The 17,660-nt window shown below is 33.9% G+C and carries 19 protein-coding genes; 17 read left to right on the forward strand and 2 right to left on the reverse strand.

What is annotated here, in order from left to right; genetic code table 11:
* The 4 genes from QEZ38_RS03375 to QEZ38_RS03390 all read left to right on the forward strand — a co-directional run.
* Nucleotides 1-2,352: mucin-binding protein (locus QEZ38_RS03375; protein WP_281335032.1), on the forward strand; the 2,352-nt coding region annotated here is incomplete at its 5' end.
* A 445-nt stretch (nt 2,353-2,797) separates the two neighbouring features.
* Nucleotides 2,798-3,133, forward strand: coding sequence for a type II toxin-antitoxin system RelB/DinJ family antitoxin (locus tag QEZ38_RS03380; RefSeq protein WP_281335033.1), 336 nt, complete (start codon nt 2,798-2,800; stop codon nt 3,131-3,133).
* A complete protein-coding gene (locus QEZ38_RS03385; protein ID WP_050234555.1) occupies nt 3,126-3,413 on the forward strand; it encodes a type II toxin-antitoxin system RelE/ParE family toxin in 288 nt (95 codons plus the stop codon). The genes QEZ38_RS03380 and QEZ38_RS03385 overlap by 8 nt, the downstream gene beginning before the upstream one ends.
* An 11-nt stretch (nt 3,414-3,424) precedes the next feature.
* Nucleotides 3,425-3,709 carry a hypothetical protein gene (locus QEZ38_RS03390; protein ID WP_281335034.1) on the forward strand — a complete coding sequence of 95 codons (285 nt, stop codon included), beginning with the start codon at nt 3,425-3,427 and terminating at the stop codon, nt 3,707-3,709.
* A 107-nt stretch (nt 3,710-3,816) separates the two neighbouring features.
* Here the strand turns inward: QEZ38_RS03390 and QEZ38_RS03395 are convergent, their stop codons facing one another.
* Together QEZ38_RS03395 and QEZ38_RS03400 are read right to left on the reverse strand one after the other, a co-directional pair.
* On the reverse strand, nt 3,817-4,242 hold the full coding sequence (locus tag QEZ38_RS03395) for an ImmA/IrrE family metallo-endopeptidase (protein ID WP_281335035.1): 426 nt from the start codon (nt 4,240-4,242) through the stop codon (nt 3,817-3,819).
* Nucleotides 4,229-4,576 (reverse strand): helix-turn-helix domain-containing protein, encoded by a 348-nt coding sequence (locus tag QEZ38_RS03400; RefSeq protein ID WP_281335036.1) that lies wholly within the window; start codon nt 4,574-4,576, stop codon nt 4,229-4,231. Before QEZ38_RS03400 ends, QEZ38_RS03395 begins: the two co-directional genes overlap by 14 nt.
* Nucleotides 4,577-5,633: 1,057 nt before the next feature.
* Between QEZ38_RS03400 and QEZ38_RS03405 the strand changes: the two genes are divergently transcribed.
* The 13 genes from QEZ38_RS03405 (at nt 5,634) to QEZ38_RS03465 (ending at nt 17,643) form a co-directional block, all read left to right on the forward strand.
* Nucleotides 5,634-6,053 (forward strand): helix-turn-helix transcriptional regulator, encoded by a 420-nt coding sequence (locus QEZ38_RS03405; RefSeq protein WP_281335037.1) that lies wholly within the window; start codon nt 5,634-5,636, stop codon nt 6,051-6,053.
* 7 nt (nt 6,054-6,060) lie between these two features.
* Nucleotides 6,061-6,360: a hypothetical protein gene (locus QEZ38_RS03410; RefSeq protein WP_281335038.1), complete on the forward strand. Its 300-nt coding sequence runs from the start codon at nt 6,061-6,063 to the stop codon at nt 6,358-6,360.
* 14 nt (nt 6,361-6,374) lie between these two features.
* A complete protein-coding gene (locus tag QEZ38_RS03415) occupies nt 6,375-6,590 on the forward strand; it encodes a hypothetical protein (RefSeq protein ID WP_261021101.1) in 216 nt (71 codons plus the stop codon).
* Nucleotides 6,591-6,654: 64 nt separating this feature from the next.
* Complete coding sequence (locus QEZ38_RS03420) at nt 6,655-8,685, forward strand: SEC10/PgrA surface exclusion domain-containing protein (RefSeq protein WP_425445016.1); 2,031 nt, start codon at nt 6,655-6,657, stop codon at nt 8,683-8,685.
* Nucleotides 8,686-8,847: 162 nt separating this feature from the next.
* On the forward strand, nt 8,848-11,970 hold the full coding sequence (locus tag QEZ38_RS03425; protein ID WP_281335040.1) for an SspB-related isopeptide-forming adhesin: 3,123 nt from the start codon (nt 8,848-8,850) through the stop codon (nt 11,968-11,970).
* 91 nt (nt 11,971-12,061) lie between these two features.
* Nucleotides 12,062-12,364 carry a hypothetical protein gene (locus tag QEZ38_RS03430; protein ID WP_261013272.1) on the forward strand — a complete coding sequence of 101 codons (303 nt, stop codon included), beginning with the start codon at nt 12,062-12,064 and terminating at the stop codon, nt 12,362-12,364.
* Nucleotides 12,364-12,825 (forward strand): hypothetical protein, encoded by a 462-nt coding sequence (locus tag QEZ38_RS03435; RefSeq protein ID WP_281335041.1) that lies wholly within the window; start codon nt 12,364-12,366, stop codon nt 12,823-12,825. Before QEZ38_RS03430 ends, QEZ38_RS03435 begins: the two co-directional genes overlap by 1 nt.
* A 19-nt stretch (nt 12,826-12,844) precedes the next feature.
* Nucleotides 12,845-14,599, forward strand: coding sequence for an FtsK/SpoIIIE domain-containing protein (locus QEZ38_RS03440; RefSeq protein ID WP_281335042.1), 1,755 nt, complete (start codon nt 12,845-12,847; stop codon nt 14,597-14,599).
* A gap of 278 nt (nt 14,600-14,877) precedes the next feature.
* Nucleotides 14,878-16,107, forward strand: a complete 1,230-nt coding sequence (locus QEZ38_RS03445) for a replication initiation factor domain-containing protein (RefSeq protein WP_281335043.1) — start codon at nt 14,878-14,880, stop codon at nt 16,105-16,107.
* Nucleotides 16,104-16,424 (forward strand): hypothetical protein, encoded by a 321-nt coding sequence (locus QEZ38_RS03450; RefSeq protein ID WP_281335044.1) that lies wholly within the window; start codon nt 16,104-16,106, stop codon nt 16,422-16,424. Before QEZ38_RS03445 ends, QEZ38_RS03450 begins: the two co-directional genes overlap by 4 nt.
* 3 nt (nt 16,425-16,427) lie before the next feature.
* A complete protein-coding gene (locus QEZ38_RS03455; protein ID WP_281335045.1) occupies nt 16,428-16,871 on the forward strand; it encodes a helix-turn-helix domain-containing protein in 444 nt (147 codons plus the stop codon).
* A gap of 74 nt (nt 16,872-16,945) precedes the next feature.
* The gene (locus tag QEZ38_RS03460) at nt 16,946-17,218 is read left to right on the forward strand and encodes a hypothetical protein (RefSeq protein ID WP_281335046.1); all 273 of its coding nucleotides are present in this window, start codon (nt 16,946-16,948) and stop codon (nt 17,216-17,218) included.
* A gap of 56 nt (nt 17,219-17,274) precedes the next feature.
* A complete protein-coding gene (locus tag QEZ38_RS03465; protein ID WP_281335047.1) occupies nt 17,275-17,643 on the forward strand; it encodes a hypothetical protein in 369 nt (122 codons plus the stop codon).
* Nucleotides 17,644-17,660 lie beyond the last annotated feature (17 nt).

Here is a 17,660-nt window from a genome sequence, read left to right on the forward strand (position 1 = left end):
GATCCAATCAATCCAAAGGATCCAAAGAGTCCAAAATATCCTGCGGAAGATCAATGGAAGAAAGATGTAACATCAACAGTTCATTATGTGGTATCAGACAGTAATGCAACTGCTCCAGCTGATAAGGTTCAAAATGCACAATGGACACGTACCTTGATACTTGATAAGGTGACAGGTGAAGTTCTCTCATCTACTCAATGGGCAGCTAATAAGGCTAACTATGATGCAGTTCCAACACCAGGATTGACAGGTTACTACGCTGATAAAGGAAGTGTTGCTTCTAAGACAGTCACTCAAGAAAATCTTGAAGAAACTGTAACTTACAACCCACTTGGAAACTTGGTTCCAAAACCAGAGACACCAAAAGATCCAAACTTCCCATCAACACCAGAAGTGAAGTATCCAAATGATCCAACTGATCCAACCAAACCAGGTCAACCAGTTGTGCCTAATGTACCAGGCTACAAACCATACTTGCCAGATCCAAAAGATCCAAGCAAACCAGGTAAACCAGTAGAACCAGGAAAACCAATCACTCCTGATAAACCAGGTGACGACACACCAATCATCTACGTACCAATCGTAAATGATGTGAAGAAACCAACTAAACAAACAGTTAAGTTTGAAGGAGCAGGCGATAAGACTCCAGGAGACAATGTCCAAGATGACTTTACGTTTACTGGTAAAGAAAACAAAGCTTCTGGAACTACAACATGGAATGAGAAGAGTCATACTTACGGTAAGGTATCTGTACCAGTAATTCCAGGTTACTACGCTGATAAGACAGAAGCTGGTGGTAAGACAGTTACTCCAGAAAATCCTGAAGCAACAGACACAGTAACCTACAAACCACTTGGAAAATTGGTTCCAAAACCAGAGAAACCAAATGATCCAAACTTCCCATCAACACCAGAAGTGAAGTATCCAAATGATCCAACAGATCCAGGTAAACCAGGTAAACCAGTTGTTCCTAATGTACCAGGCTACAAACCATACTTGCCAGATCCAAAAGATCCAAGCAAACCAGGTAAACCAGTAGAACCAGGAAAACCAATCACTCCTGAAAACCCAGGTGACGACACACCAATCATCTACGTACCAATCGTAAATGATGTGAAGAAACCAACTAAACAAACAGTTAAGTTTGAAGGAGCAGGCGATAAGACTCCAGGAGACAATGTCCAAGATGACTTTACGTTTACTGGTAAAGAAAACAAAGCTTCTGGAACTACAACATGGAATGAGAAGAGTCATACTTACGGTAAGGTATCTGTACCAGTAATTCCAGGTTACTACGCTGATAAGACAGAAGCTGGTGGTAAGACAGTTACTCCAGAAAATCCTGAAGCAATAGATACAGTTACTTACAAACCGCTTGGTAGCTTGGTTCCAAAACCAGAGAAATCTGATGATCCGAAATTCCCATCAACACCAGATGTGAAATATCCAAATGATCCAACAGATCCAGGTAAACCAGGTAAACCAATCGTTCCAGACGTACCAGGCTACAACCCATACTTGCCAGATCCAAAAGATCCAAGCAAACCAGGTCAACCAGTAGAACCAGGTAAGGAGCTTCCAAACCTTCCAACAAACCCAGGTGAAGACACACCAATCATCTACGTGCCAATCGTAAATGATGTGAAGAAACCAACTAAACAAACAGTTAAGTTTGAAGGAGCAGGTGATAAGACTCCAGCGGACAACGTTCAAGATGATTTTACGTTTACTGGTAAAGAAAACAAAGCTTCTGGAACTACAACATGGACTGAGAAGAGCCATACTTACGGTAAGGTATCTGTTCCAGTAATTCCAGGTTACTACGCTGATAAGACAGAAGCTGGTGGTAAGACAGTTACTCCAGAAAATCCTGAAGCAACAGATACAGTAACCTACAAACCACTTGGAAAATTGGTTCCAAAACCAGAGAGACCAAATGATCCAAACTTCCCATCAACACCAGAAGTGAAGTATCCAAATGATCCAACAGATCCAGGTAAACCAGGTAAACCAGTCGTTCCAGACGTACCAGGCTACAAACCATACTTGCCAGATCCAAAAGATCCAAGCAAACCAGGTAAACCAGTAGAACCAGGAAAACCAATCACTCCTGAAAACCCAGGTGACGACACACCAATCATCTACGTTCCAGTTAAACCTGACACTCCAGTAGTCCCTAATCCAGAACCACAAACTCCTGCAAAACCAGATCCGAAACCTTTGGATCCTGAAAAAGTAGTGCAGGAATTACCAAATACTGGTACGGATTCAAATACGGTTATGACTGGACTTGGAATCATTGGAATGGCAACAACGCTATTAGGTTTAGCCCGTAAGAAAAAAGAAGATTAGAATAAATATTTAATCCTATTGAAATTACTTTGGACTAGATGATCGAGTCTATAGCATTAAGAGGGCAAACATTTTAAGAATGTTTGTCTTCTTTTTATATAATGGATTGAACCTAGAATAGTACGCGCCAACTCACCCAAAATGTGTTTTAGCCAGATTTGTCTACATTAGTCTAGCTTTTATCAATGGAAAATGTTATAATAGACTGTATTTAAAGAGGGAGTCAGATTTCTTGATTCTAAAAGGTTTTTAGCGTTAAGAAATTGAATAAAAAAAGAAATTAACCAAAAACTAACCAAGGAATGTATATTTTTAGTCAATGAATATAGAATAAAGTAGATCAGGAAACTGGTCTATTTTATTTTGTATTTATAGATAGAAAAAATTGAATTGTCTTTCTAAAAGTGATACAATAGACATACAGAATAAATTAAGGAGAATTACTATGTCACAAATTGCTGTAAGAGTAGATGATAAATTAAAAAAAGATGCGACTGAAGTTTTTAGTGAATTGGGTTTAGATATGACAACTGCTGTGAAGTTGTTTTTAAAACAAAGTGTGTTGACGAGAAGTATTCCTTTTGAATTGAAACTTAATGCAGATTATGAAATTGAGTTAGAAAATGGTGATTATATTCGTACAAGAAGTCTAGATGAATATAATGAAGTTACTCAAAATGCTTTCAAAGAGAGTATAGAGAAATATGAAAATGAAGGAATAACAAAATGTTCTGAAAGTGTAGATGAATATTTTGAAAGAATGGTAAGAGAAAATGCTTAGTTATGAGTTCTCGAATAGATATAATAAAGATTTGGCTAAAATAATTAAGCGTGGAATAGATGTAACTCCTATCAACGAAGCTGTTAAGAAAATAATAAATGATGAAGAATTAGGTTATGAGTATAAAAAGCACGTTTTAGAGCCTAGAAAAAGAATACCGAAGTTATGGGAAATCCATATTGGTGGAAGAAAGTCTGATTTACTTATGATTTATTATTATTTAGAGAGAGGTACTCATGTTGTTTTTGAACGTGTAGGTACTCATTCGGATTTATTTTAAGGAGATAGAATATGGAAATTAAAGAAATAAGTTATCAGGATAGAGTTCCCAAAAACATGATTTCAAAATTTAATTATTTTGTAAGAGATTTTCTGAAGGAGTATTCGGATCAGCTAGAAGAAATGGAAGCTGGTACAAGTATGACGGTTAAGAAAGAATATGAAGCTGATTTAGAAGTCTATTTTGTTGAATTTGATTTCAATAAAAAAGGTGGGGGATTTTTTACAGGGAATTTAGACAATCATTTATTTGTGACTTGTAATAATGAATTTTGGGGGAAAGTTATTTTAGAATAAAAAGCGAAGGAAAATTAAATGTTCCTGGATATTTGATTCGTTTTTTAGGTCAAAATGGGCGACCAGGTATTTGAAATTTGTTCGGAAATAGAAAAATAACACTATCATTAGATAATGTTATTTTTTTTGTTTTCATTATAAAAATTTGTAGCTATTTCTTTAACGTAGTTTTCATAGCTGGCTGGAATTTCAGCATTTTTAAGGTAGTCTTGATAGTTGAAGTGTTCATCTATTGGATATTCACTATTCACTAAACTCATAAAATCAAGGATTCGTCCTTTTTCACTGTTGTTTTCAATGTGATTTTTAAAAGTATCAATTTGAGAAAGTGAATTGTTGCAATCATCATTGATTAGATGGTGTTTTTCATGAAGAAGTACATTTATTTTTTCAATATCGCTTGTGTCGGAACGAAGAAAAATAAAGTGCTGGTTATTTACAAGAACATATCTTCCTTTAGAGTTTAAGTTTTTAAGAGTGATCACTTTACAATTTAATTGTTCTATCTCTTTTATAACTTTATTTAGGTTCATACTTATTTTTGTTTGCAAAATAGTCTTTTAGGAAGTCTTTGATGATTTCTCTATCGTTATCTGTGATTGGTGTACCATCATAAGCGACTGAATTATCAATAGCAGAATCAAGGTCAATATCTGATTCAGGTTCAGGAATGTCAGTTTTACCTAGAAGGTAGTCTGTTGAAACATTGAAGAAGTTTGCTAGTTTTTCAACCATATCATGTTTTGGTTTTCGTTCTCCTTTTTCATAAAAAGCGATATTTTGTTGACTTGTGTTTATAGATTCTGCAAGTTCCTTTTGAGTTATATTAGCTTTATTACGAAGTTCTTTTAGTCTGATTTCAAGCATATTTTATCTCCGAAAAAAAATAAAAAAATTTTAAAAAAACTATTGACTTCAAACAACAAAAGTAGTATTATATATTTAACAACAAAAGTTGTTAAAGAAAAAAGTTCTTTGAAAATTTAATAAAAAACGTGTCAGACAACAACGAATCATTGACTAACACGATTAAATGTAGCAATTTAATTATATGTGAATTTTGGTAAAATGTCAAGTTGTGTTTGATTGTAGATATTTGTCTACAAAACTTTATAGATTCTAAACTCTTTGCTGACTTTTCTTAGTAGGACTAAGGGAAAAACAGATAACGTACAATCGTATAGATTGTGCAAAAAGTTGTCATTTTTGGGTAGTATTCAAAAGATTTAATGTAAAGACGGACTAACAACTTCATAATGTTGTAAATGATGGATATTGTTTTAGTAATAATTTCAACCATAATGTTCTCTTTTCTAATTTTTTGAAAACAAAAATCCAGCAAAGTGTGTTTCCATCTTACTAAGCTGTTTACGATATTTTGTTTTTTTGTTGAATTGGTATTATTATACCATAAGTAAATGGAGTTGGTAAAGAGTTTAGAGTTTGTAAGGTTCATGTTGGGTTTTTCGTCCTTTCGCCTTAGTAGATAAGAAAAGGGAACTGATGGCTGTGGTGCAGTCAATGATACTTTGAAGAGGTAGCTAGAGTGAGATAGTGAGGCTTTATCGTATGGTCGGTGTGTAAGATGTAATTCTTGCTAATGCCTTTGGGTAAGGAAGAGGGGGTATTGAGTTATCCTTAAATCTGTGACCGTGGCGAAGGTAGTAAGCTGAAAAGCTGAAAGTATGCGAAGATAAGAGCATACATTTTATAATGCTATATTCTATTAAAAACATAAAAAGGCTTTGAAAATAAGCCTTTTTATTTTTGCAAAAATTAACAATAACTAGATTTTTATAAAACAGGTTATGTCCTGATAAAGATTGAAAGTATTGTTAGTTTTCACAAGAGAATAGAGAAGTATTCTTTTATGTAAACTAACAATATGAGTAGAGGTATAGAAAAAGAAAAAAGAGGTAAAAAAATGGTAAGTGTTTCAATGGCTCTTCGATTGCATAGAGAAATGTATAACAAGTCGAAAGAGGATTTAGCTAAGTATTTAGGGATTCAACCGAAAGCGTATGCTCGATATGAAACTGGAGAACGTGAACCAAGTCTTGAAAAGTTATATAAATTGGGAATGCTCTATAATTGCAAGGTTGATGATTTCTTTAATGTTGAAGAAAATTTTAGTGTTGATCGAGACGAGGTTATGTCAACTAAAGACTTAGACAATTTAGGCTGTCATCATCAGTTTTCTCATGGTTTGGTAACCATGTTGACAGAAGGTAAAAGCCATGAAGAAATGATTCGGTTTATTAAAGATGATAAGACTAAGTATGTTTTAAAATCTGAAGTAAAACAGTATTTATTGAATTTGGCAGATAAGATTGATAAGAATTAGAGGAGAGGTGAGTAAAATCGTATCTGTAGAATGGAAAGGGGAAGATGATGTAAAAACATATTCTGAGGAATGGATCAGGAAGGAATATTTAAGGATATACAGTAGATTCTGCTGGAATTTGAAAATATATGCTCATGTGAAAAGGGGCGCTGATGTTTATGCATCATCAAAAAAATGTTGTGAAGATTTATATAATAGATTGTATGCAATGGGTCAATTAACGAATAGATATTATCAGAAGATAGATCAGAAGATAGATCGTACTTATAATTGTTTTTTAGAAACAGGAGTGATTAAGGAATATTAGTTGGAGGTTATGGGATGAAATTGTATCCTTGTAAAAAATGTGGTGGAACAGTAGCAGTTATGAAACAAAAGATGTCTGGTTTCTCATATTATAGAGTAAATATTGATGGGAGTGTTGAAGATAATAGTGATATGTATGATGATTTAATGGTTAAGAATTGTTGGAAAAAATATAGATGTGAAAATTGTGGTTCAGTTTTGCCTGTTACAGGAGTGATTAAGGAGTTTTAGCAAAAAGTAGATAAGTTAAAGTATATTTGGTATAATGAATTTAATAATTCAAAAGGAGAAAATGATGAAAATTAAAGGTTCGATAGCATTACTTTCAACGGTAACATTACTTGCATTTAGCAATAGTGTAGTTCATGCTGATTCTGTAAGAGAAGCAAGAATTTCTCAATTAGAGAAGCAGAAAGATAGTCTTTATAGTGCAAATGCTTCTAGTGGTGTAACTGCAGATGGTCGCTGGTATTCATTAACACAAAGTGAAAACAAGATTAAAGAATTAGAACAACAAGTTTCTCAGTTAAATGTACCTTATTCAGAAAAGAATACAATCAAAGTAAGTGCTGAGTATGCAAAAGCTCTTAAAGATTATTTCAATTATGATAAAAGTGATGCTGAAAGAGATCGAGCAGAACAAATTTTGAAGTCAGAAAGCAGTAAATTACGTTATCAAGAAGACAATTTTATTTCTAGCGCTTCAGATCAAGTAGAAGTTTATGATATCAACAACCTTCCTAAAGAAGTTGTAGTTGAATTGAATTACTTTGCTTTAGATATGCTTAATCAAGTTCGTAGACAGATGGGGATGCCCCAGGTTTCATTAGCTAATTCATCTATTGATTTTTCTGATAAACTTTCAAAAAAAGTTCTTGAAGCTAATAGAAGTATTTATGATTGGCACTATGTAAAAGGTATCAATGATGTAGCTAGAGAATACGGCTTGCCTACTTCTAGTAAGAAAGATGAAGTAAGCGAATATGGAGGTCAGTACTATGAGAATTACTTTGCTGTAAGTGGAGTCTCAAGTGAAATGACTAAGGCTAAAATGAAACAATGGATTTATTATTCTATTGTAGATTTTTTATTTGATGGTACGGAGTTTCTTCATGCTCAATCTATTGCTGGTGTAAATTATGGAACTACTTATCAGAATGAGTATCTTGGAGTTTCACTTCATTATTTAAAAGATGGCTTAGGAATTAGTTATATTAAAGTTTCTAATGAAGATTTATCTAAAGCAACAAAGAGCGTTTTTAACACTTCTAGTCCGTCAAATACAACAGAAGGCAATCGACAAGCAACTTTAGCTAAAAAATCAAAAGAATTACAAGATGAAAAAGGTAAGTACGAGAAGTTACAGAGTGCTTATAACGAATATAGCAAAATTTCCAAGGAAATTGATTCTCTAAAAGCTCAGGAAGAAAAGGAGAAACAAGAAAAAGCTAAGAAGGATAAGGAAAAACAAAATACAAGTCCTGCTAAGCCATCTAGTCCTGCTCAAAAACAAGACAAGGATAAATCGAATAAACCTTCTCAAAAACAAGATACGAATAAACCGAGCAAACCTTCTCAAAATCAAAGTAAACCTTCTTCAAGTAAGAATGGTTGGGTTAAGGAAAATGGTTCGTGGTATTATTATTTGAATGGTAAGCCTGTTTCTAATCAGTTTCAAGATTCATATTATCTGAAGTCTGATGGTAAAATGGCAGAAAAAGAGTGGGTTTATGATTCATACTATGGCTCATGGTTCTATTTGAAGGAAGGTGGAGCTTATGTAACCAGTCAATGGTATAAAGTAGATGGTTCATGGTACTACTTTAAGTCAGGTGGCTATATGGCAAGAAATACCTGGCAAGGATCATATTATCTGAAGTCTAGTGGGGCTATGGCAGAAAGTGAATGGATTTATGATTCAAACTATAAATCATGGTATTATTTGAAATCTAATGGTGTTTATTTACGAAGTGCATGGCAAGGATCATATTACTTGAAATCAGATGGTAAGATGGCAGATAAAGAATGGATTTATGATTCTAATTATGGTTCATGGTTTTATTTGAAACAAGGTGGAACGTATGTAAATAGTCAATGGTATAAAGTAGATGGTTCATGGTATTACTTTAAGTCAGGTGGCTATATGGCAAGAAATACTTGGCAAGGATCATATTATCTGAAATCTAGTGGTGCTATGGCTGTAAATGAATGGATTTATGATTCAAACTATAAGGCATGGTATTATTTGAAATCAGATGGCTCTTATGCTCGTAATGAAATTGTTCAAGGCAAATACCGTGTTGACAATTCAGGAAAATGGGTTTGATATAGATAAAAAAGTCAGTTTAGTAAAAACTGGCTTTTTTGTTTGGAAAGGAAAAAGAAATGATTGAAATGATTTTTAAAAGATCTCGTTCCCCTTCGTGTCAACGGTAGTGAGTTCAAGATAATAAGAAAAATATTTTTTTAAAAAAGGAGAAAAGAAAGTATGTTTAAAACACAAGAAACAAAAGCGTTTGGTTCAATTCGCAAAATGAAGCATTATGGTGCTTGTGGTGTAATTTTGGGTATGGCTGCTCTTGCTATGGCATTTGCATCAGGTGGTGTTTCTGCTGATGAGGTGAATAGTAATAGCAATGTTGCTGTAGAAAAGAAAGCAGAATTTGAAGTTCCTATTTCACACGAAAAACTTGACAAAGCAGTTGCAGAAGCTAAAGATGCAGGTGTTAAAGTTGAGGTTGGAGTAGTTCAGGACAAAGGTGTTGCAACAACTGAAACAGTTGCAAGTAAGCAGAAAGAAGTCGAAGCTGATTATGTGAAGCAGGAAAAAGAGGTTTCAAAAGTTACTAGTGATTATTCTGCTAAAGTTGATCAAGTCACTAACGAACGTAGAGTGATTCAAAATGAAAATCAAGCGAAGCAAAAAGCGTACGAAGAAGCTGTAAATGAATATGAAGCAGAAGTTAAACGTATTGAAGCTGAAAACAAAGCTATTCTTGCTGATAATGATAAGAAGAAAAATGAAACTGAAGCTGAAAATGCACGAATCGAACGTGATAACGCTAAGAAGTTGGATGATTATAAGCAAGCTCAGTTAGATCAAGAAAATGCGAATAAGCAGATTGAAGCTAGCAATAAAAATGCTCTTGAAAAGTATGATGCTCAGTTAGCAAATTATGAAAAACAACTTTCAGCTTATAATAAACAGAAAGAAGAACTTGCTAAGAAAGGATTGAAGGCTGAAAAACATCATATTCAAATTTATGGTGATTATGATGAAAGTCAGCGTGGTAGTGTTAACTACTATAAGAATCTGACTGCTTCATTTGAAGGTGTTGATGATCTGATTGCTGTTAAAGATTATATTGGTTTGCATTCTGATACTACTATCAGTGGAAGTCGTGCTGGATTGCTTGCTGATAATGATGGAGTTTTTGCTGAAATTGTAAATCCAAAAGCTGGTGATTCATTTACGATCCATAATATTGCTGAAAGTAAAGATGGTAAGAAGATTTCTGCTAAGTTTACTTTTAAAGATGTTGAAGCTGAATGGGTAAAAGATGGAAAATCACTTAGTTCGACTAAAATCTTTATCAATAAGGATAATGGTAGTGGTTCTATTAACTTTGTTTATGGGAATTTAGTTCAATTTGATACAAAAATTGATCTTTTTTATGAAAAAACTGGAAAGAATACCATGATGGCTATTGCTTCTGTGTTTAATGATATTGATTATGGTCAAGAATTGAGTTTGACTTATCAAGATGGGTCAGAGGGAATTGTATTGAATCCTGATGGTTCAGAAGTTAAGAAGGTAAGTCGTGATGGTCGTTCCTATTATAAGGGTGAATATAAGACACCTTGGACTTATGATGTACCTGAATTGGGAGTGAAAAAAGGGGATCTTGGCTATGCTGGTGTAAGAGATGAAGCTGATATTCCTTTAGGTTCAATTTTGTCTGTTGGGTACGGTTCTAGTTTGAATTTTGCTTATCATAATGGGAGAGGAGTCCATAATGATAAAGAAATAGAAGAAAAACGCAAGGAAGTTGAAAGTATTTATGCTTCTGAAGGTAAAGATGTTCCTTCTGATGAAACAATTTTTACTGGTTATGGTTGGGCTGTAGGTATCTTTGGTAAATCAAGTGCAACTGTTCCTGTTAGTATTTTGACTAAGCCTCCTGTTAAACCTGAATTGAAACAAAAGGATACCAAGGAAATTCCTAAACCTAAATTGGAGCAACCAAAAAAGTTTGTACCTCGTACAACACTTCCAATTCCATTACCTCCAACTCCACCAAAGGAGAATAAAATTCCTGAAATGCCTTTAGTTCCTACTGTAAAAGTGAATTATTCACGTTTACGTGTTCAACCTTCAACTCCAAAACCTGTGAAGGATATTACTGATAATTTTGGAAACAACATTGATGGCGCAAGTACATTTGACAAGAATGTGAATTTCCGTTTGACAACTGATTATAGCCCTTATTCCACATTTACTGTTGATTCAAAAACTTATGGTAAGATTTTTGGGATGTTAGATGATGTACAAGACGGAGCATATACGGTAGATGATTCTAAAATCACTATGAATGATTCTGTTGGTAAAGATGTTAAGGCTTTGTTTAATATGTACCATGTTCTTTCTGAAGAGCAACGTACAAAAGAAATTCAAAACATTTTGAAAGAAGCTGGTTTGACACCTAAAGGCGAGTTTTACCTTTGGGTAGCGAAAGATTCTGCTTCATTCTATCAAAATTACGTTAAGCAAGCTAAGAATATCACGATTGATCTTCCTGCGCGTTTGCTGGTAGAAAAAGGACAGATTGTTAAAAATGATTTCCATCAAATTGATTTTGGAAATAGTTTTGTATCTAATTTAGTAACTGTTGAAGTTCCTGATATTAAACCTGAAAAACATGCTTTGGATCACAAAGATAACTCTAAAGTTCGGGATGGTCAAGAAATTCAAATTGGCGAATACCTACGTTATCTTTTGGACGGTGTAACTGTTCCTGCTAAACATGATACTCTTTACCAATATGACGGTGTTGATATGCTTGATTTGAAGCATGACAGATACACAGGTAATTGGTCTGGTGTTATTCGTGGTACAGAATACGTTGCTGAAAAAGACCTTACATTGAATTATGATGTAGTGCTTAAAGATGGTAAAGTGGTTAAGGCAGGAGATAAGATTTCCAAAGGTACAGCTTATGCCTTCTTATTTGAAGTGAACCAGGATACGGATCCTAACTTCCTTAAGAAAATTGTGACTGTTAAATGGGACGAAAAAGTAGGCAAATGGTCTTATGTTATCAACCAGGACTTCCTAAACTCTTTAGGAGTTAAGGGGAGCTTCGATGCGGACTTCTACATCGAAGTAGAACGTATCTCGGCTGGGAAGGTTGAAAATAAATTTGTGAACATTATCAACAGTCAAGAAATGGAAGCGAAAGTAACGACTCATACTCCTGAACCTGAAAAACCACAAGAGCCTAACAATCCATCATTGCCGAATACTGGTGCAGCAGCAAGTTCTCTTGGATTTGTTGGTACTGGAATTTTGTCTATGCTTGGTTTATTTGGCTTGAAGCGCAAAAAAGATTAAGATATTGTTGTTAGGACGATAATAAAACAGGAATTATCGTCCTTTGTTCTTTAAAAGAAAAAAATGTAAATAGAAAAGGAAATCTAAAAAAATGAAAATCGAAAAATTTAAATTCAATCCTGAAGCTATTGGGAAGGCAAATTATGTACGTTCTGAAAAAGCACCTTCTATTATTGAAGGTAAACCCTTTGATGGAACACGACATATTGTGATGAATGCGAAACATGGTATGTTTTCAATCATTACTCCAAAAGATATGGCAACTTATAAAGTAAATGAGGAAGTTGAAGCTATTGAACCAACTTTTTTGGAAGATTATGTTGAAGGTACAAATTTTTCTGCTTCGACAAATGTATTGGCTAAAGGACTTAAACGTGTAGGGGGTAACAAATAATGGCTAAAAATGGACTTGAACTTGGACAACGTGTAGAAATTTTCTCAAAGAAATATCGTATTTTGAATGATCTTTTGTTGAATCCGAAGGAAATTTTGGGTACTTGTAAATTTATTAAGAATGAAGGTGCGCAATTTGTAAATGTTGATCTTGAAACTGGTGAAGGTGATTATGATGGTGTTGAAGTTCTTGTATATTCAGAAGGACAAGAAGATACTGTTTTCTTGAAAGTGACAGAACAATCAGAAGAAGAAATCAATGCTTTGAATCTTGGCTATCAAGAAGCTATTGATTTTGATACTTTGCTGGTTGCTTATCATGGTATGCGTAAGGCAGATCGTAATCAAGTTGAACCTAACAAGCACCGTTTTGTGTTTGTAGTTGATAAACTTAAAAAAGTTGGTGGAAGTCAACCTAGACAAGAACAGAAACATGAACAAAAACAAGAACATAAAGGATAAGTTCTAAAGGAGAAAAGATATGAGTTTACTTCCTGCGTATAGAGGGGTTAAGATTAAGCCTTATATGGAAAATCTAAGATATTTTATCTTTTCTTTTTTCTTTTTGTTATTTAGTCCAATATTAGGATTTTATATTTATCAAAATTTAGAAAAACTAAAAAATGCTGATGTTCCTTCGATAGTGATTGTTAGTTTGATGGTGATAGTATTTAGTTTGATTAGTCTTTATTTGACTTGGTTTTCACAAGAACGTTTTTTCTTTTTTCAAAAGTTAGAAAGGCTTGCTAAACTTGCTTTTTTTCTGAAAGAAAATGGATATTCTTACACTAAGAAGATTAAGACGGATTCAGGAACAAGGGATAAAGTTGTTTTTCCATCAGTTTATATGAAGCAGAATCGCTATGATTTGGAAATTGCTTTTAAAATGGCTGGGAATAAGTTTCAAGATAAGTTTAAGAAGATTGGTTCAGATTTAGAAACAACCTTTTTTATGGACTTTATGGAAGTTCAGGACGATATTAAATTTAAAACTTATAAAATGGCTTATTCAGCGTTTCAAAATCGTATTAAGGTTAGTGATGTTGAATGTTCTAGTAAAGGTATTCAACTGATGAAAAACCTTTGGTGGAATCCTATTGATGATCCTCATTTGTTAGTTGTCGGTGGTATTGGTGGTGGTAAGACTGTACTATTAAGAACATTGATTCGTGCATTGGCAAAAGTCGGTGTCGCTGATATTGGTGATCCGAAACAAGCCGATTTTGTAACAATGGCTGAACAGAAAGCTTTTGAAGGGCGAATTTCATATAAGGCAGAAGATATAGTAGCTATGATTGAAAGAGGAGTAGATATTATGTTTGCTCGATATGCCTATATTCGTCAAAAGCGTGCTGAAAATGGCGACAAGGATATGAAGAAGTTCTATGAGTATGGTCTTGAACCTTATTTTTTAGTCTGTGATGAATATAATGCTTTGTGCGCTATGCTTGATTTTCAAACTAGACAGCGTTTGGATAATGCGATGGGACAATTTTTGCTTCTTGGAAGGCAAGCTGGCTGTTTTGGAATAATAGCTATGCAGAAGCCTTCACGAGAAGATTTAGGCTCAAAGTTACAAGCGAATATCAATTTCAGGATTTCTGTTGGTCGATTGGACGAGGTTGGATATGATTTAGCCTTCGGAGAAGTCAATAGGAATAAGGAATTTAAGTATGTGAAATATCTAGCTGGTAAGCGAGTATATGGTCGAGGTTATGCCTGTGTGTATGGAGAAGTAGCAAGGGAGTTTTACTCACCATTACTTGAAAAGAAATTCTCTTTCTATGATGAATATGAGAAGATCGAGCGAAGAGAAAATCCTTTCAATCCTTTAGAAAATCCTAGTGCTGTACTTTCAGAAGAAGAAAAACAAGTATTGCAGGAAGAAATGCAGGCTAAAGAAGAACTTGAAAAAGGAACTGTAAAAAAAGCTAGTTCTGAATTGGTTCAAGAATTGCTTTCCAGCAAACAAGAAGAAAAAGAAGGAGATGATGTTCCTTTGATGAAAGCAAGTGAGTTTTCTAATAAAATCGGTGTAAGTTTTTCATCTGTTCAGAATCTATTGAAAAAATTGGAAGAACTCAATAAAATAACGATTCTAAAAGAAGATGGGCTTATTGTATTGGATCGGTCACAAATTATTTTGTTGACTGACTTATTTGAATTAAAGGAAAGTGGAAGTCAGAAGTGGTCTGAAATTTTGGAAGATTTTCCTTTTGATGAATATGGACTGTGAGAATAGGGGGAGTTCTCCCTTTTCTCTATTTTATGGAAATTGGTATAGTCTAGCACTCTAGTAGCTAGTAGCAGAAGTGAGGAAGCGAAGCGACGAACGCCTGCGCTCACTAGCGCTCACTAGAGTGCTAGACTATGCTAATGAACCCACCTATTCTAATAGGTGGGTAACAAAAGTTACAAAATGCACTTCACGCTTACAGCGACAAGGGTTACACTTGTGTCCCTTTTGAGTTTTTTTGTGTCCCTTTTGGTAAAAAATGGAGTTTTGAAGGAGAAATGGAAGGAAAAGAGTTAAAAGATTTTAGAAATGAGCGAAAAATGACTAGAAAAGAGTTATCAATTAAGACTGGTATTCCTGTTTCTACGATAAAGGCTTATGAGAATGGTTATAGGACTTTGAAGAAAGAAGATTTCCTAGAGATAAAAAACCATTTTAGTTTGAAAAAGTGTGATACAGAATTGACAAGGTATATGATAGACTATTTCAGATTTACGCTTCATAAGGAGAATGATGTTTATTATGTAGCTAAAGAATTTTTTGGATTCGATATTATGTTGAATCCTGAAACAACTTCATTTATGAAATATGAATTGTTGTATCGTTATGGCGATATTTGGTTTTTTGGTTTTAATTCTTCGTATAGCGAAAATGGAGAAGATAAAAATAGAATTACAGTTCAGTTGAGTGGTCAAGGTTGCAGACAATTAGAAATGTATCTTGAAAGTAAAAATATAACGTGGATTGACTTTATAAAAAGGTTTCAAAAACGATATGGCGATAATTTTAGTGTTACTAGAATAGATATTGCAGTTGATGAAATGGCTAGAGAAGATACGAAAGAAAATTTTGATTTATCAACACTAGTAACAAGGTATTATAAACAAGACATTGTTTCGCCCTATTTAAAAAGTTTTTCATTTGTGGGTGGTGGTGGATTTGATTTTGAGAATCCAATGGAAACGGAAAATAGACAAGGATTATCAATCTATCTTGGTAGTCGGCAGTCTGAAATGTATTTTAACTTTTATGAAAAGAGGTATGAGATAGCGAAGAAAGAAGGAATAAGTGTATTAGATAGTGTAAGGCTATTTGGAATATGGAATCGTTATGAAGTTCGATTTTCACAAGGTAAGGCAAGGTCATTCATTTCAGAAGTTTTGGCTGGTGCTGAGATTGCTGAATTAACAAGGTCAATCTTTCAAGGAGCGATACAGATTTATGATGGTACTGATGAACATGGATTTAGGAAGTTTGATAGTAAATGGCAAGAATTATTTGGCAATAATGAAGCTATTAGGCTATCGGTTAGTCCTGAGCCATATTCAGTTGATAGAACGATTAGATGGTTGGTCGAAAGAGTTTCCAATTCATTGTTATTCGTATCTGAAATTGATCGGTTGTTTCTGCAAGAAAATATGAAGAAGATAATGGAAGCAGGTGAACTAACTTCACGACAACGAAAAGAATTAGAACTTCTTCAAAGTCAGTTAGGAAGGGTAGGATGATTGAGTATAGACAAATTGAGAAGATTGTATATTTAATTCCTGCAAGAAACTTTTATGATGGTCTAACAGATAGTAAGGTAGCAAGAGATTATCAAGCCTATATTGAGTTTCAATCTCAAATCTATAAGCAGACAAGGAAGCGAAGTGATTGGGTTAAGTTGAAACGATTGATTAGAGATTATGAAACATACCTAGCAGGACAAGTAGATGTTAAGAGGAAGTTGCTTTGGTTTGGGTTGTTAAGAAGGAGTAAAGAGGAAATGGAAATGGAGTGTTTAAAATTGATTGAACGATTTCATTTAGAGGAGTGGATATAAGATATGGAAAAATTTCATGAGAAATTAAAAGTTCTAAGGAAGAAGAAGGGACTTACACAAAAAAGTCTTTCTAATATGTTAAACATATCCCAAGGAGCTTATGCGCAGTGGGAAAACGGAAAGCGTGAGCCTAACTTTGAGAAATTAAGTATGTTAGCTTGTATATTTGATGTTTCTATTGATTTTTTGTTAAGTGAATATTTAGAAATATCAAAAGAAACATATTTAAAGTTAAAAGAAGAAAAAAAGAATTTATTTTCAGTCAGACTTAAAGAATTACGTTTACAGCATGGATTTAGTCAAGAAGAATTGGCAGAACAAATTGGTATAAAACGAAATACATATAGTGATTGGGAAAATGGTAAGTGTAAACCTAACTATGAAAAATTAGAAAAAATAGCTGATTTTTTGGGTGTTTCGTTAGATTGGTTATTTGGGAGAGAATAGATGAAAGTTAAGAAACGTTCTCCAGCTTTATAGATGAATATATAAAAAGCTAAAGAAAAAATGAGGTATAAAAAATGGCATTACAAGGAAAAGATAAACAAGTTATTGAACTGTCGAATGAACTTGCGAAAAAACTAAAATCGAAAGAATTTGATTTAGCGTGGAAGAATGCTGGTGAATTGAGTTCGCTTCTTAAAAATGATGAAGAATTGCAACTACCGTATCAAGTTATTGAGTGTATCAAGCGTGATTTGAATAGTTACTATGATATGAACAAGCAACTTAACAAAGTAACAACTCGTGCCTTTGCGATTGGTAGTAGTTTTGAGCGTAGTGCTTCAATTTAGTTAAAATGGTGAAGGAAGTCAAATATGGCTTCCTTTTTTATTTGGAAGGAGAAAAAATGAGTATTAAAGTTGTTTATGATAAGTTTTCTGATGTATGTAAACATTACACTTTTGGGAAAAAATTTCTTGATGAACCTGAGAAAATTATTGCTCGCCTAGATGAACATTTCGATGGTGTTGAGTTTGGGGAACTTGATGGTTCTAACCCTGATAATGTTTATATCAATTCGTTTACAGAAGTTGATACGCAGGAAGCATTGATTGATTTTGCTGGTATTTTGGATCGTGGCGAATATGAGCAGTTAGTGAATGAAGATCGTTTGTCTGCTTATGTAGAAGAACATGAAGAAGAAATTGCTAGTCGTTTAGGAGATTCCTATGTGTTTCTCGGTCATGAAGGCGATAGCTGGTATTTCTTGCAATAGAAAATGGCTGGTAGTGA

The organism is Streptococcus taonis (assembly GCF_029948085.1).
In the GTDB taxonomy this organism is placed as follows: Bacteria; Bacillota; Bacilli; order Lactobacillales; family Streptococcaceae; genus Streptococcus; species Streptococcus taonis.